Annotated in this window: 15 protein-coding genes and 1 pseudogene; 14 read left to right on the top strand and 2 right to left on the bottom strand. The window is 69.6% G+C overall.

What is annotated here, in order from left to right:
- Positions 1 to 3 precede the first annotated feature (3 nt).
- Positions 4 to 462 carry a hypothetical protein gene (locus tag ABJF88_15965; GenBank protein ID MEP0548433.1) on the top strand — a complete coding sequence of 153 codons (459 nt, stop codon included), beginning with the start codon at positions 4 to 6 and terminating at the stop codon, positions 460 to 462.
- Here ABJF88_15965 and ABJF88_15960 read toward each other — a convergent pair.
- Positions 459 to 1,250: a hypothetical protein gene (locus ABJF88_15960; GenBank protein MEP0548432.1), complete on the bottom strand. Its 792-nt coding sequence runs from the start codon at positions 1,248 to 1,250 to the stop codon at positions 459 to 461. The genes ABJF88_15965 and ABJF88_15960 overlap by 4 nt on opposite strands.
- Before the next feature lie 81 nt (positions 1,251 to 1,331).
- Between ABJF88_15960 and ABJF88_15955 the strand changes: the two genes are divergently transcribed.
- From ABJF88_15955 to ABJF88_15930, 6 genes are all read left to right on the top strand, one after another.
- Entirely contained in the window at positions 1,332 to 1,871 is a 540-nt protein-coding gene (locus ABJF88_15955; GenBank protein MEP0548431.1) for a class IV adenylate cyclase, read from the top strand.
- Between the two features lie 75 nt (positions 1,872 to 1,946).
- Positions 1,947 to 3,542, top strand: coding sequence for a L,D-transpeptidase family protein (locus ABJF88_15950; GenBank protein ID MEP0548430.1), 1,596 nt, complete (start codon positions 1,947 to 1,949; stop codon positions 3,540 to 3,542).
- Entirely contained in the window at positions 3,490 to 4,038 is a 549-nt protein-coding gene (locus tag ABJF88_15945) for a DinB family protein (protein MEP0548429.1), read from the top strand. Before ABJF88_15950 ends, ABJF88_15945 begins: the two co-directional genes overlap by 53 nt.
- Positions 4,035 to 4,676 carry a methyltransferase domain-containing protein gene (locus tag ABJF88_15940; protein MEP0548428.1) on the top strand — a complete coding sequence of 214 codons (642 nt, stop codon included), beginning with the start codon at positions 4,035 to 4,037 and terminating at the stop codon, positions 4,674 to 4,676. Before ABJF88_15945 ends, ABJF88_15940 begins: the two co-directional genes overlap by 4 nt.
- Before the next feature lie 127 nt (positions 4,677 to 4,803).
- The gene (locus ABJF88_15935; GenBank protein MEP0548427.1) at positions 4,804 to 5,736 is read left to right on the top strand and encodes a thioredoxin domain-containing protein; all 933 of its coding nucleotides are present in this window, start codon (positions 4,804 to 4,806) and stop codon (positions 5,734 to 5,736) included.
- A 19-nt stretch (positions 5,737 to 5,755) separates the two neighbouring features.
- Complete coding sequence (locus ABJF88_15930) at positions 5,756 to 6,358, top strand: hypothetical protein (GenBank protein ID MEP0548426.1); 603 nt, start codon at positions 5,756 to 5,758, stop codon at positions 6,356 to 6,358.
- A 135-nt stretch (positions 6,359 to 6,493) separates the two neighbouring features.
- On the opposite strand, the gene ABJF88_15925 is transcribed toward ABJF88_15930, so the two are convergent.
- Positions 6,494 to 7,759 (bottom strand): hypothetical protein, encoded by a 1,266-nt coding sequence (locus ABJF88_15925; GenBank protein ID MEP0548425.1) that lies wholly within the window; start codon positions 7,757 to 7,759, stop codon positions 6,494 to 6,496.
- 283 nt (positions 7,760 to 8,042) lie between these two features.
- Here ABJF88_15925 and trpE point away from each other — a divergent pair, with 283 nt between their 5' ends.
- The 7 genes and pseudogenes from trpE to ABJF88_15890 all read left to right on the top strand — a co-directional run bounded on the left by trpE (position 8,043) and on the right by ABJF88_15890 (position 14,875).
- Positions 8,043 to 9,593 carry an anthranilate synthase component I gene (gene trpE, locus ABJF88_15920; protein ID MEP0548424.1) on the top strand — a complete coding sequence of 517 codons (1,551 nt, stop codon included), beginning with the start codon at positions 8,043 to 8,045 and terminating at the stop codon, positions 9,591 to 9,593.
- Between the two features lie 22 nt (positions 9,594 to 9,615).
- Positions 9,616 to 10,215 (top strand): hypothetical protein, encoded by a 600-nt coding sequence (locus tag ABJF88_15915; GenBank protein MEP0548423.1) that lies wholly within the window; start codon positions 9,616 to 9,618, stop codon positions 10,213 to 10,215.
- A pseudogene (gene trpS / locus ABJF88_15910) lies at positions 10,215 to 11,228 on the top strand (tryptophan--tRNA ligase). Before ABJF88_15915 ends, trpS begins: the two are co-directional and overlap by 1 nt.
- Positions 11,229 to 11,586: 358 nt before the next feature.
- On the top strand, positions 11,587 to 12,174 hold the full coding sequence (locus tag ABJF88_15905) for an aminodeoxychorismate/anthranilate synthase component II (protein MEP0548422.1): 588 nt from the start codon (positions 11,587 to 11,589) through the stop codon (positions 12,172 to 12,174).
- A 69-nt stretch (positions 12,175 to 12,243) separates the two neighbouring features.
- Entirely contained in the window at positions 12,244 to 13,287 is a 1,044-nt protein-coding gene (gene trpD, locus ABJF88_15900) for an anthranilate phosphoribosyltransferase (GenBank protein MEP0548421.1), read from the top strand.
- A gap of 115 nt (positions 13,288 to 13,402) precedes the next feature.
- Positions 13,403 to 14,230 carry an indole-3-glycerol phosphate synthase TrpC gene (gene trpC / locus ABJF88_15895; GenBank protein ID MEP0548420.1) on the top strand — a complete coding sequence of 276 codons (828 nt, stop codon included), beginning with the start codon at positions 13,403 to 13,405 and terminating at the stop codon, positions 14,228 to 14,230.
- Positions 14,231 to 14,875 (top strand): phosphoribosylanthranilate isomerase, encoded by a 645-nt coding sequence (locus tag ABJF88_15890; protein MEP0548419.1) that lies wholly within the window; start codon positions 14,231 to 14,233, stop codon positions 14,873 to 14,875. It abuts the gene before it with no gap.
- Positions 14,876 to 14,881 lie beyond the last annotated feature (6 nt).

Below are 14,881 nucleotides of genomic sequence, written 5' to 3'. Positions count from 1 at the left end.
CTCATGGCCCCCGACCTCCCGCCCGGCGTGCAGTCCGTCGTCACCGCCGTGTCATCGCTCTTCGACGCGCTCAACACGGGCCTGCTCATCTACCACCTCGTCGTCCCCGAGGAGACCAGCAGCCTCACCCTCGTCTACGCGAACGCGGTGGCATCGCGCTACACCGGCACCGACCTCGACCTCCTCGTCGGCCAGACGATTGATGAGGCGTTCCCGGCGCTCCGGGGCACGGACCTGCCCCAGACGTATGCCGACGTGAGCCTCGGCGACCCATCGGTCAACCTCGGGTCGTTCGAGTACGAAGGGGACGAGCGTGTCCAGCGGGGGTATTTCGCCGTGAAGGCGTTCCCGATGCCGGAGCGGTGCGTGGGCGTTGTGTTCGAGAACATCACGCTGCGGAAGAAGATCGAGCAGCTCCTCCGCCGGGAGCGGAACCGTCGCCCCCCGCCCGAACCCGGCTAAACGTCGACGGCGAACACCATGTCGAGCCGGCCCGGCCTCGTGCTGATGTGGTAGCCGCCGGAGCGCGTTGGGCCGGTCGGAAGATCCGTCGTGATGCGGGCGCGGCCGTCGGCGACGGTGAAGGCGATCTCCAGCTCCACGCCGGGGCTGTTGGGGTCGTAGACCGAGAGCGTGCCGCGCGTGTCGGTGCCGGCGTAGCCGAAGGCGAGGACCTGATGCTGCGCGAACGGGTCCGGCGCATCGCCGACGAGCCCGAGCACGACGGGCCGCCCCGCGTCGATCTGCCCCCGGATCGTGGTCCATTCGCTGAGCAGGGCATCGCCGAACCGCGCGCGGCCGAGCCGGGCGGACAGCCAATAGCGGAGGAACGTCGGGGCGGCGGCGCGGAGCGTGTCCGCTTGCCGCCGCCAGAGCAGGGGACGCAGCCGGTCTGCTTGCAGCTCAGCCGTGGGGAGCCCGGCGCGGCGCGGCCAGCGCTCGGCCGCCGCGAGCGCCATCCCGCCGCAGAGCCCGAACGACGGCCACCGCTGCGCGCTCGCCCGGACGAGCGCGGGCGCGAGCCCGGCCCACGCGAGCCCCGCCCCGACCGCTGTGCCGGCCGCGAGCCCTCGCCACCCGCCGGAGACCGCACCGCCCACGGCGGGCAACGCCGCCACCCCCGGTCCTGCGACCGGGCGGAGCATTCGGTGGAGGTAGACGAGGTCGGGCTCGGTCCAGCGGAACGAGTTGGGGAAGGCGAACCCGTCGCGGGACGGGTCGAAGTCGAGACGGGCTTGGGAGAACGGCATCGGCGGGGCGGATGGAAAGGAGGCGGGCGCTATACTCCCGACCGTCCCGGTTTCTCCCCATCGCCGAAAATCTTCCGCCCGATGCAGCACCTCAACGTCGAGTTCAAAGCCCGCTGCGCCGATCCATCGCCAGGCTCAGGGCAGGCTCTCGACCGCGCCCGCGCCGTCCTCGCCGAACAGCATGCCACCGGCCCCGACGTGGACCGGCAGATCGACACGTACTTCCGCGTCCCACACGGGCGCCTCAAGCTCCGCGAAGGCACCGTCGAGCGCGCCCTCATCCACTACGACCGCCCGGACGCCGCCGGTCCGAAGCGTTCCGACGTAACGCTCTACCCGACCGGCCCGGACGCCTCAGCGCTCAAAGCCGCACTCACCGCAGCGCTCGGCGTGCTCGTCGTCGTGGACAAGACGCGGGAGATCTACTTCGTCGGGAATGTCAAAGTCCACCTCGACCGGGTGGAAGGATTGGGATCGTTCGTTGAAGTTGAGGCGATAGCGGACGATACTCACCGGACCGAAGGGGTGCTGCGGGCGCAGTGCGAGCGGATGCTCGCCGCGCTCGGCGTCCGTGAGCGCGACCTCGTCGCCGTGTCGTACAGCGATCTCCTTCGGGAATAGGGACGGGCGTGCTAGCGTCGGAGCCGTATTCGCTCTAGCTTCCGCGCCTCCGCCCCTCCACGCACGCCGCCCCCCATGCACCCCGCTTTCCGCCCGCTCGTCGCGCTCGTCCTGTTCGCCCTCGCCGCCCCGGCCGAGGCCTCGTCCCCCGCCCCGAGCGACGCCCTCCGCGCCCGCCTCGACACCGCGAGCGGCACCGCCCAGATCGGGGGCGAACGCGTCGAAGTGCACGCCGACCTGTTCCGGTTCTACGCCGAGCGCGGCCACACCGCCGCATGGGGCGGCCACGGCGAAGCATTCCTCGCGCTCATCGAGGACAGCGCGAACGACGGGCTCGACCCCGAGGCGTACCGCCTCGCCCAACTCCGCACGGCGTTCGCCTCGGCCGAAGCTTCGCCCGAGGCCGTCGCCGACCGCGACCTCCTCCTCACCGACGCCTTCCTCCGCCTCGGCGAGCACCTCCTGCGCGGGCGTGTCGACCCGGCGACGCTCTACGAGAAGTGGTACCCGACGCGGCGCGACCGCGACCTCGCCACCGTCCTCTCCGCCGCGCTCGAATCGGGCGACCTCGGCGGCGCACTCGACGGGCTGCGGCCTCCGCACGCGGCATACGACCACCTCCGCTCGGCGCTCGCCCGCTCCCGCGCCGCCGCGGATGTCGACCTCCCGATCATCCTCCCCGCCAGCACCCTCACGCTCGGCGACGAGAGCGTGCGCGTCCCGCTCGTCCGCCAGCGCCTCGCCCTCTTCGGCGCGCTCGACAGCGCCGACGTGCCCGACAGCCTCGCCTTCGCCTATTCCGGTGACGTCGCCGACGCCGTCCGCCGCTTCCAGCAGCAACACGGACTCGACGCGACGGGCGACCTCGACCCGGCGACGCGGCACGCGCTCAACCGCTCGCCCGAACACTGGGCCCGCGCGATCGTGCTCAACCTCGAACGCTGGCGCTGGCTGCCCGACGACCTCGGCGCGCGGCACGTCCTCGTCAACCTCCCCGCGTTCCGCCTCCACGTCGTCGAAGGCGGGGCGGACGTGCTCGCGATGAACGTCGTGATCGGGCTCAAGAGCTGGCAGACGCCCGTCTTCAGCGACACGATGACGGCCGTCATCTTCAACCCGACGTGGGGCGTGCCGCCGTCGATCGCGTCGGTCGAGACGATCCCGCTGGCGCGGCGCAACGGGGCCGAGTACCTCACGAGCCGGGGCTACAACGTCTACAGCGGCGGCGCCCGCGTGGACCCGGCGACGGTGGACTGGGAGACGGCGGGTGCAGGGACGTACCGCTTCGTGCAGTCGGCCGGCCCGGCGAATCCGCTCGGCGAGGTGAAGTTCGCCTTCCCCAACGCGGACGACATCTATATCCACGACACGAACCAGAAGCGCCTCTTCTCGCGCCCCAGCCGGGCCTACTCGCACGGCTGCATCCGCGCCGCCGAGCCCCGCGAGCTCGCCCGCCAGCTCCTCGGCTGGCACGGGTGGACGCCGGAGAAGGTGGACGCCGCGCTCGACGGCCACGCCACGCAGCCCGTCGCCCTGCCCGAGCCGCTCCCCGTCCACCTCGTCTATTTCACCGCGACGGCCGACGGCGACGCCGGCCTCGCCTTCCACGAAGACATCTATGACCACGACGATGCACTCGCTGACGCGCTGGGACTCGACGCCGCCCATTGATATGCCCGACGACGATTTCATCGCTCGCCTCCACGACCTCGTGGAGCGGGCCGCCCCCGCCCTCCTCCGCCTCGCCGACGATGACGTGACGCAGCGCCCGAGCCCGAACCGCTGGTCGCCGAAGGAGACCCTCGGCCACCTCATCGACTCGGCGGCGAACAACCACCAGCGGTTCGTCCGCGCGCAGGAGCAGGACGACCTCGTCTTCCCCGGCTACGAGCAGGACGCATGGGTCCAGACGCAGCGCTACCGCGAGGCCGACTGGCCGTCGCTCGTCACGCTGTGGTGGATGTACAACACGCACCTCGTCCGCGTGATGGACGCCGTGCCCGCCGCCGTTCGGTTCCGGGAGTACGAGCGCCACAACCTCGACGAGATCGCGTGGCAGCCGTTCCCCGCCGGCGTGCCCGCCACGCTCGACGACCTGATGCGGGACTACGGCGCCCACCTCCGCCACCACCTCGGCCAGATCCTCCCCGCCGACGCGCTCTCATGACGTCCGTCCCCCCGGATCTCAGCGCCGGCACGTACGGCTACGGAACCGCCGACCTCGGCTTCCACCACGCCTACCTGCTGCCCGCCGTCGAGCGCATCCTCGCGCGGCGCGGGCTCTCCGCATGCCGCCTGCTCGACCTCGGCTGCGGGAACGGGTCCGTCGCGGCGCACTTCGCCGCGCAGGGATATGACGTGACCGGCGTGGACCCCTCGGAGGATGGCATCGCGCGCGGCCGGCAGGCCTACCCCGAGGTCGCCCTCCATGTCGGCTCGGCGTACGACGACCTCGCCGCCGCGTACGGCACGTTCCCCGTCGTGCTCTCGCTCGAAGTCGTCGAGCACCTCTACGACCCCCACGTGTTCGGGCACCGGCTCTTCGACCTCGTTGCGCCCGGCGGCATCGCGGTGGTTTCGACGCCGTACCACGGCTACCTCAAGAACCTCGCGCTCGCGCTGACGGGCAAGATGGAAACCCATTTCAACGCGCTGTGGAAGCACGGCCACATCAAGTTCTTCTCCGTCGAGACGCTCGGCCGGCTGCTGCGGCAGTCGGGCTTCGGCGCGATCTCGTTCGAGCGCGTCGGCCGCGTGCCGGTGCTCGCCAAGTCGATGATCGCCGTCGCCGAGCGCGCCTCGTAACGGCGGGCCGTTTCGGCTCCGCTTGTTCTTACCCGTACCTTCTCGCCGAGCGGTCCCCGCCGCGTACTCCCACGCGCCCCCCGCCCGTTCTGCCCACCCCGACCTCCCCACTCTCGTGCCCGATCCGATGACCCGACTGTTCCTCCTCCTCACCTTCGTCGCCCTCGCCTTCGGGCAGACCGCCTGCGGCCAGGCCGCGAGCGAGCCCACGCCCGCCGAACGCAAAGCGCGTATCCTCGCCAACCTCGTCTACGAGTTCCCCCAACTCCAGCAGTACCGCGTCGACCTCGGCGACATCGAGCCGACGGAGGTCGAGGGGCTGAGCAAGGGCTCGTTCACGATCAACGGCCAGCAGACGCAGCTCTTCCTCGTCACCGACGACGACACGCAGCTCTACATGGTCTCGGCCGACCCCGTCGATGTGAGCCGCTCGGCGGACGACCTCGCCGCCGCCCGCATGGAGCGCGAGCAGGCCGCCCTCACCGAAGCGAAGGAGCGCGGCGAACGGCTCGTCGCCGCCACGTCGGATCTCCCCGTGCGCGGCAACCCCGACGCGCCGGTGACGATCGTCGAGTTCTCCGACTTCCAGTGCCCGTACTGCTCGCGCGCGGCCGGCACGGTCGAGCAGGTGATCGAGAAGTATCCCGAGGACGTGCGCTTCGTGTACGTGCAGTTCCCCCTCGGCAACCACCCGTGGGCGCGGCCCGCCTCGATCGCCGCGCTCTGCGCCGCGCAGCAGGACGGCGACGCGTTCTGGACGCTCCACGACAACTACTTCGCCAACCAGCGCACGCTCAACCCCGGCAACGTCATCGCGCAGAGCCGGGCCTACCTCGCCGGCTCCGACCTCGACATGGAGGCGTGGGCGACGTGCACCGAGGACCAGACCGCCGCGTCGCACCAGCAGGCCGTCGCCGCGCTCACCGAAGGCATGGCGCTCGGCGAGGAGCTAGGCGTGACCGGCACGCCGGGCTTCTTCGTCAACGGCCGCTTCGTCAACGGCGCCCAGCCGCTCGAAGCGTTCGACGCCCTCATTCAGGAGGCGAAGCAGGATTCGTGAGAGGCTAAACTCGGTAGCAATGCAAGGCCTCGCTTTTTCTGATCTAGACATTCAAGGAGCCGTGTCTGAGCAACTCGCCGAGCACTATCGCCGAATGCCAGACGAGCGGCTGCTTCAAATTGCGTTGCATGAAGCTGCCGACCTCACACCAGAAGCACTTCGGGTACTCAATAGTGAGCTCACCGCACGCGGAATTAATTCCGCCGTTGGGCGAGCAGTAGAAGCGCAAACCCGCTCGCTCTCACGACGCGATCTAGATCTCCTAGTAGAGGCCGTTCGGAAGCAACGATGTCCGGCGTGTGGCAAGAGCGACCACCCACTCAACGGTGGCGTGGTCGCAGATGCTAAGAGCTTTGTGCTGGTTACGTCGCTCGACAAGCGCACCGTCGTTGCTTGCCCTGCTTGTCTCGCGGCACAGGCGAAGCGTGCGGCGCTGATGACAGCACTGCTCGGATGGTGGGCTATTCCTTGGGGGCCGATCCGGACGATTCAAGCGCTAACGAACGACTTTCGCACGATGCGCCAGTCTCAGCGTAGTGAGGCCTCAGATGCGCTTAGAGCGTTTGTCGAACAGAACCCCGGCGTGGCAACAGCCTTCTCAGAGGGCGAGGCTGCGCTGTAAGGCCAGCCGTATAAGCGAGTCATCCCCGACTTGATCGGGGACCCACCGGCTAGCTTCGGCGCTGGGTCCCCGCCTGCGCGGGGATGACTTGTTTTGTGGGTTGGGCTCGAAGAAGAAACGCTGGCGGGAGCGGCATTAGCCGTCGGTGATGCGGAGGCGGAGGCCGGCTTCGAGGCCGGGCCAGAGGCGGACGAACCCGTCGTCGGTGACGTCGTCGTAGACGGAGAACGGGGCGAGGCCGTCGCCGTCGAAGTCGTCGGAGAGGAGGAGGCTGAGGGCGGGGCCGCCGAAGACGGCGACGCGGTCGCTGAGGGCCTGCGTCAGCGTCGCGCGGAGGCGGACGAGCGCGCCGCCGACGTCGCCGAAGTCCTCGGCGAAGAGGCCGTGCACGAAGGCGTCGCCCCCCCACGCCGTGCGCGGGCCGAGCGACCGTTCCACCCCGAGCCCGGCGAAGACGCTCCACCGATACGCCGCCCCGCTGAACGGTCGCGCGCTGACGCCGACGTAGTTCGCCACCGTCGCGCTTCCCGACCGGATGCCGACGTGGAGCGCCGCCGTCTCGTCCGTCCACACGTCGAGCCGGACCGGCACGCCGTCCGTCCTCGAGTAGAGCCCGACTGGGATCCCGCGCTGCTCGCCCGCCACGTTCACGATACCGAGTTGCAGCCCCGCCGACTCCGCCGCGACGTTGACGACGCCCGCCTGCACCCCGCGCAGCGTCCCGCCGACGACGTTGAACACGGCCCCCTGAATCCCGACCATGTCATCGCCCGTGACGTTCGCGAGGCCCGCCGACTGCACCCCGCGCATCTCGTCGCCCACGATGTTCGCGAGCCCGGCCGATTGGATGCCGACGGCCTCCTCGCCCGCGATGTTCGCCAGCCCCGACGCTTGCACGCCCCAGAACGCGTCGCCCGTGATGTTCGCCAGCCCGGCCGCCTGCACGCCTCCGAACCGCTCTCCCGCGACGTTTGCCAACCCCGCCGCCTGCACGAACCCGCCACGCTCGCCGACCACGTTCGCCAAGCCCGACACCTGCACCCCGCTCATGCGCTCGCCGACGACGTTCGCGAGGCCCGACGCCTGCACCCCGCGCATGTGCTTGCCGACGACGTTCGCCAACCCGGCGACCTGAATCGCCTCCGCCTCCTCCCCCGCCACGTTCCCCAGTCCGGCAACTTGCAGCCCGTACGCCGACTCCTCGTACACCGTCCCGAACACACCGACGGCGACGCCTTCGAGCCGGTCGGCCTGTCCGAGCGGGAGATTTAGCGAGACGTGGTGCAGCACACGCCGGCTCGTATCGCCCGCGACGGCATCGCCGAGGCTGACCCCGCGCCAGAGCGAGACGTTGAAGGGGACACGGACGTAGTCCTCCGACGTCTGGGCGGTGGCGGGCACGGCGAGGAGCAACGACAACGCGAGAGGAAACAAACGATGCATCGGTCGGGCGGCTGGTGGAAGGTGCCTCCTCTTTCGGAGCCGCTCGCGAAAAGATGCGGTTGCATCACGGCTTCGTTCGGGCGTATCCTTTGAGCCGTGACGCGCCTGCACGCCCATACCGCCCATTCCTGGCTCTGGTGGATCTCCCCCCGGACCGTGGGCTGCCCGTGCGCCGTCGCGTAACGCTTTCGAGCACGACGACTTCGCCGCCCGCTGCCCTCCCAAGCAGTGGGCTTTTTTTATGGACTTCCCGACCTTCCGCTCCCTCATCGCCGATCGCCGCCGCTCCGGCGCGCGCCGCTCCGAGGCTCGCCTCCTCGCCGTGCCCGTCTGCCGGCGCCGCAGCGCCGACCTGCTCACGCCGGTCGCGGCGTTCCTCGCGCTCCGCGAGCCCGGCGCGTTCAGCTTCCTGCTCGAAAGCGTCGAGGGCGGCGAGCGGCTCGGGCGGTACTCGTTCCTCGGCACGCGGCCGTATCAGATCGTCGAAGCGCGCGGAGACGATGTCTGGGTCCGCCGTGGCGGCGACCTCTCGCTGGGCGACGGTGCCCCGCCTCGCCCCGAAAAAGGCACCGTGTACGAGGTGATGGCGCGGCTCGTCGACGCCTATGAAGAGGTCAAGCAGCCCGGGCTGCCGCGCTTCACCGGCGGTGCCGTCGGGTTCATGGGGTACGACACGGTGCGCTCGCTCGAACGCCTCGGCAACGCGCCGCCCGACACGATCCCCGGCGACGACGTGCCCGACGCGCTGTGGGCGTTCTACGACACCGTCGCCGCCTTCGACCACGTCGCCCGCCAGCTCGTCCTCATGGCGACGGTCTTCGTCGACGACGACACCGACCTCGCGTATGCGTGGGACGACGCCCGCGACCGGCTCGACCTCCTCGAAGCCGGGCTCACGACGGGGCCGATCATGCTCCCCGAGCCCGTCGCCCTCCGCGACCGCGACCCGCAGTCGAACGTCACGCGGGCCGAGTTCGAGGCGTCGGTGCGGCGGGCGAAGACGCACATCGTCGAGGGCGACATCTTCCAGGTCGTCCTCTCGCAGCGGTTCGCGCTCCCGTTCGCCGGCGACCCGTTCAACCTCTACCGCGCGCTCCGGCAGGTGAACCCCTCGCCGTACCTCTTCTTCCTCGACTTCGACGGCTTCCAGCTCGCGGGCTCGTCGCCCGAAGTGCTCGTCCGCGTCGAGGGAACACCCGAAGGATCGCGCCGCGCCGAAGTCCTCCCCATCGCCGGGACGCGGCGGCGCGGCGATACGCCGGAAGAAGATGCGGCGCTCGAAGCCGAACTCGTCGCCGACCCGAAAGAACGGGCCGAGCACCTCATGCTCGTCGACCTCGGGCGGAACGACCTCGGCCGCGCCTGCCGCGTCGGGACCGTCGAGGTCGAGCGCTACGCGACGGTCGAGCGCTACGCCCGCGTGATGCACCTCGTCTCGTCGGTGAGCGGCGAAGTCGCCGACGAGCAGCGGACCTTCGACGTGCTCGCGGCGTGCTTCCCCGCCGGGACCGTTTCGGGCGCGCCGAAGGTCCGCGCGATGGAGCTGATCGATGAGCTCGAGACCGGCAAGCGCGGCGTCTACGCCGGCGCCGTCGGCTACGCCGATTTCTCGGGAAACATGGACACGTGCATCGCGATTCGCACGATGCTGATCCGTGGGCAGACCGCCTACATCCAGGCCGGTGCCGGCATCGTCGCCGACAGCGACCCCGGCCTCGAATACGAAGAAACCCGTACCAAAGCCCGCGCCCTCCTCGACGCCATGCGCGTCGCCGCCGACGGCCTCCTCTGACCTCCCCCCAACCCCCATCGCCATGTATCCCCTCGTCAAGTCCGTGATGTTCCGCGGCGGCGCCGGCCGCTCGATGACGCGCGAAGAGAGCGTCGACGCCCTCATGCCGCTCGTGCGGCGGCACCACGACCTCCTCCACGCCTACGATGCCGCCATCCGTCACCTCGGCGACCGCAGCCTCGCTGACCGTCTCAATGACGTGATGAACCGCGCGCGGACCGAGCTCGCCAAGCTGAAGGAGACGATTTTCTCCCTCGCCGGCACGCCGCCCAACGGCACCGACCTCGACCCCGACGTCCGCCTCGGCGGCACCGATGCCGAGATCATCCACGCGCTCGACGACGCGGAGCGGGCCTACCGCAACGCGCTCAACGATACGCTCGGCCTCGCCCACCACCAGCTCCGCACGACGGCGATTCTGGAGAACAACGTCACCGGCAGCGAGGCCCGCCTCGGCGTGCTCCACCCCATCGTGACGAGGATGCGCCGGCCCGACTCCCGCTCGACGCGCGCCACCTCCGTGCCGGTAGACGATGCTACCGAAACGCCCGTCGACCTCGCGCACGACGAGCACCACGCCGGCGCGATGAAGCAGCCCGCCATCGATATCCCGCCGCGCTGATGCCCGCTTCTCCTTCCGACGCCGTCGTCGTCTCCGGCATCCAGCCGTCGGGGACACTCCACCTCGGCAACTACTTCGGCGCGCTCCGCCAGCACATCGCGATCGGGAACGACCCGGCGCGGCGGCACGAGGCGTTCTACTTCATCGTCAACTACCACGCCCTCACGACGGTGCGGGACGCGGCGGCGCTGGAGCGGTACAGCCTCGACGTAGCGCTCGACTACCTCGCGCTCGGGTTCGACCCCGACGCGGCGGCGCTCTTCCTCCAGAGCGACGTGCCGCAGGTGACAGAGCTCGCGTGGATCCTCCTCTGCCTCACGCCCGTCAGCCAACTCGAAAAGGGCGTGTCGTACAAGGACAAGGTCGCGCAGGGCATCACAGCGAACGGCGGGCTCTTCACGTACCCCGTGCTGCAAGCGGCCGACATCCTGATCTACGGACAGCCGGACCGGCCTCTGCTCGTGCCTGTCGGGCAGGACCAGAAGCAGAACATCGAGATCAGCCGCGACCTCGCGCAGAAGTTCAACGCCGAGTTCTGCGGGGACACCCCGCTCTTCCCCGTCCCCGACCCGCTGATTCTCGACGACGTTGCCGTCGTCCCCGGCCTCGACGGGCAGAAGATGTCGAAGTCGTACGGCAACACGATCGGCATCTTCGACGAGGGCAAGGCGCTGAAGAAGAAGGTGATGGCGATCGTCACCGACTCGACGCCGCTCGAAGAGCCGAAGGACCCCGACGCCGACAACGTCTTCGCCCTCCTCAAGCTCTTCGCCGATGACGCGAAGCGCGAGGAGATCGCGGCGGCGTACCGCGCCGGCGGCTACGGCTACGGCCACGCCAAAAAAGAACTCCTCGGCCTCATCACGGCCTACTTCGCCGAAGCTCGCGAGCGGCGGAAAGAGTTGGACCAGCGCCGTGACTACGTCCGCGACGTGCTCCGCGACGGCGCCCTCCGCGCCCAGGCCCGCGCGACTGACGTGATGGAGCGCGTCCGCGAGCGCGTCGGTCTCGTCACGACGCTTGCACCGACCTCTGCCCCAGCTGAGCGCCAAGATTCTGAATACGCTACAGAGCGTGCTCCAGCAGATCATTCGGACCAAGAAGCTTCCAGAGAGAGTGTGTTGGAAGAGTCTTTTGATGACTCCGCTAAGCCGATGGACACTGCTGGGCCCGTTGACCGAGAGGAAGAGAAGCAACCTACATGGCAAGACGACCAATAAACCTGTCGTTGCGAGGAGCGAGGCGTAGCCGAGTGACGTGGCAACCTCCTCGCTTCAGCAGACCGATTGCCTAAATCGGGAGATTGCCGCGTCGGCCTGCGGCCTCCTCGCAATGACAATCTGAATTGAAGCGCTCTCGACTGAACCGCCTGTGATCCTCATCGTCGACAACTACGACTCGTTTACGTATAACCTCGTCCACCTCGTCGGTGCGGGGACGGACGACTACCGCGTGGTCCGTAACGATGCCCTCACGGTGGACGACGTGCGCGACCTCGCGCCGCGGGCGATCCTCATCTCGCCCGGCCCCGGCCGCCCGGCCGACGCGGGCATCTCCGAAGACCTGATCCGCACGTTCGGCGAGACGACGCCCATCCTCGGCGTGTGCCTCGGACACCAGGCGATTGGCGAAGTGTTCGGCGGGCGCGTCGTCCACGCGCCGACGCTGATGCACGGCAAGACGAGCCAGATTCACCACGACGGGCAGACGGTGTTTGAGGACGTGCCGCAGGACTTCATCGCCACGCGCTACCACTCGCTCGCCGTCGAACGCACCACGCTGCCCGATGAACTCGAAGTCTCGGCCGAGACCGACGACGGCGTCATCATGGGCCTCCGGCACCGCGCCTTCCCCATCGAAGGCATCCAGTTTCACCCCGAGAGCGTGCTGACCGTCGAGGGCCCGAAGCTCATCGCCAACTGGCTTCAGCGCGTCGACGCCTTCGCCCCCATTCCGTAGGGGCGGGTCTCCTGCCTGCCCGTAACAGGGCGACCGGCCGGTCGCCCGTACCTCAACCTCCCCACCGTTTTGCGCGAATACCTCCAGATCATCGCCGAAGGCGACACCCTCACCGAGTCGCAGGCCGAGGCCGTGATGCACCTGCTGCTCAAGGGCAACGCCTCCTCCGAAGAGATCGCCGCGCTCCTGCTCGGTCTCCGCAGCCGGGGCGAGACGCTCGACGAGCTGACCGGCTTCACGCGTGTGATGCGCGAGTACGCCGTGACGGTCGAGGCGCCCGAGGGGGCCATCGACCTGTGCGGGACGGGCGGCGACCACGCCGGCTCGTTCAACATCTCGACGAGCGCGTCGTTCGTCGCGGCCGGCGCGGGCGTCGTCGTGGCGAAGCACGGCAACCGGGCGGTGTCGTCGAACGCCGGCTCGGCGGACGTATTGGCCGCGCTCGGTGTCGATACGTCGCTCGGGAAAGACGGCGTCGAGGCGTGCCTGCGCGAGGCCGGGATCGCGTTCCTCTTCGCCCCGCTCTACCACCCCGCGCTCAAGCACGTGATGCCGGTGCGGCGCGCGCTCGGCGTGCGGACGTTCTTCAACATCCTCGGCCCGCTCTGTAACCCGGCCGGCGTCAAGCGCCAGCTCGTCGGCGCGTTCAGCGACGCCACGGCGAAGATGATGGCGCAGATCCTCGTCCGCCTCGGCTCCGAGCACGTCGTCTGCATCTACGCCCACGACGGCCTCGACGAGCTGAGCACCACAAGCCCGACGACGGTCTACCAGACGGGCAGCGAACTCGACCCCTTCGGCGCGCAGACGCTGATGCAGCAGGTCGTCACGCCCGAGCACTACGGACTGAGCCGGGTCCGCGCCGACGATCTTTCGGGCGGGACGGCGGAGGAGAACGCCGAGATCGTCCGCTCCATTTTGAAGGGCGAGGCCGGGCCGCAACGCGACATCGTCCTCCTCAACGCCGCCTACGCCCTCCTCGCGAGCGGCAGCCACGGCTGGCTCGGCGCCTGCCTCGACGCCGCCCGCGAGAGCATCGACTCCGGCGCCGCCCTCGCCAAGCTCGACGCGCTCGTCGCGTCTTCCAACGACTACGCGACGGCCGCGGCCTGACCCATGCCCCGAGAGCAGATCCACAGCGAGCGATTTACGAACGAGCGATGGCGCCCCGTGCGCCTCGCCTGACGTGCTCTGCTCCTTCTCTCCGCTCGCTCTCGCTGCTCCTGCCATGACGATTCTCGACCAGATCCTCGCCGATACCCGCGCCCTCGTGCTCCGCCGCAAATCGGAGGTGCCCGTCGCTGCGCTCGAAGCACGCCCGGCGTTCCGCGCGCCGACCCTCTCGCTCGCCGAGGCCCTCCGCCGCTCCGGCTCCGCGCAGCCGCCCGCCATCATCGCCGAGATCAAAAAGGCCTCGCCGTCGCAGGGCGTGATCGCCGAAGACTTCCACCCCGTCGACACCGCGCGGGCGTACAAGCGGGCCGGCGCCGCCGCGATCTCCGTCCTCACTGAGCCGACGCACTTCCAGGGCTCGCTCGACGTGCTCGCGAAGGTCCGCCTCGCCGCCGACCTCCCGCTCCTGCGGAAGGACTTCGTCGTCGACACGTACCAGCTCGTCGAGGCTCGCGCGTACGGCGCCGACGCCGTGCTCCTCATCGCCGCCGCGCTCGACCCGGCCGAGCTTCGTGACCTCCACGCCGCCGCCACCGACCTCGGGCTCGAATGTCTGGTCGAGGTTCACGACGCGGACGAACTCGCTGCGCTCGACCTCGACCGGGTTCAGATCCTCGGCGTCAACAACCGCGACCTCAAGACCTTCGACGTGGACGTGGAGCGCGCGCCGCGCCTGCTCGCGGATGTGCCCGCCCACATCGTGCGCGTGGCCGAGAGCGGGCTCCGAGACGCCGCCGACCTCGCCATGCTCCGCCGCCGGGGGATCGACGCCGTCCTCATCGGCGAGACGTTCATGCGGAGCCGGCAGCCCGGCGACGCGCTCCGCCAGCTCCGCCGCGACACCGCTGACCTCCTCAACCCCGCCCTCCGGCTCGCCAGCTAAATGTCCCGAACGAAAGTCAAAATCTGCGGCATCACCCAACTCGCCGACGCGCGCTACTGCGCCGGCGCCGGGGCCGACTACCTCGGCTTCATCCAGTACCCCGACAGCCCGCGCTGGGTCGAGCCGAAAGCCGCGAAGGAGATCATCGGCTGGCTCGACGGCATCGAGTCCGTCGGCGTGTTCGTGAACGAGAACGCCGAGACGATCAACGCGCGCTGCGCCGAGGTCGGGTTCACGCTTGCCCAACTCCACGGGCACGAGACGCCGGAGACAGTTGCCGCCGTCGAGGTTCCGACGATCAAGTCGTTCCGGGTCCAGCACGATGCGTCGTCCGAGCAACTCCGCGCGCTGATGCTGCCGTACGCGGGCATCGCCGACTTCTTCCTGCTCGACACGCACAAGACGAGCCTCTGGGGCGGCACGGGCGAGAGCTTCAACTGGCGGCTCGCGCGCGACCTCGCCGGGGAGTTCCCCCTCTTCCTCGCCGGCGGCATCGACGCCGCGAACGTGCAGGAGGCCATCGACACGATGCGGCCGTTCGCCGTCGACCTCTCGTCGTCCGTCGAGTCCGCGCCCGGCGTGAAGGACTTCGACAAGCTCTACGACTTCTTCGAGGCCTACCGTGCCGCCGTCGAGGCCGAGTGACCAACC

Source organism: Rhodothermales bacterium (assembly GCA_039944855.1).
Lineage (GTDB): Bacteria > Bacteroidota > Rhodothermia > Rhodothermales > JANQRZ01 > JBBSMX01.
This window is presented reverse-complemented; position numbering and strand designations above follow the sequence as displayed.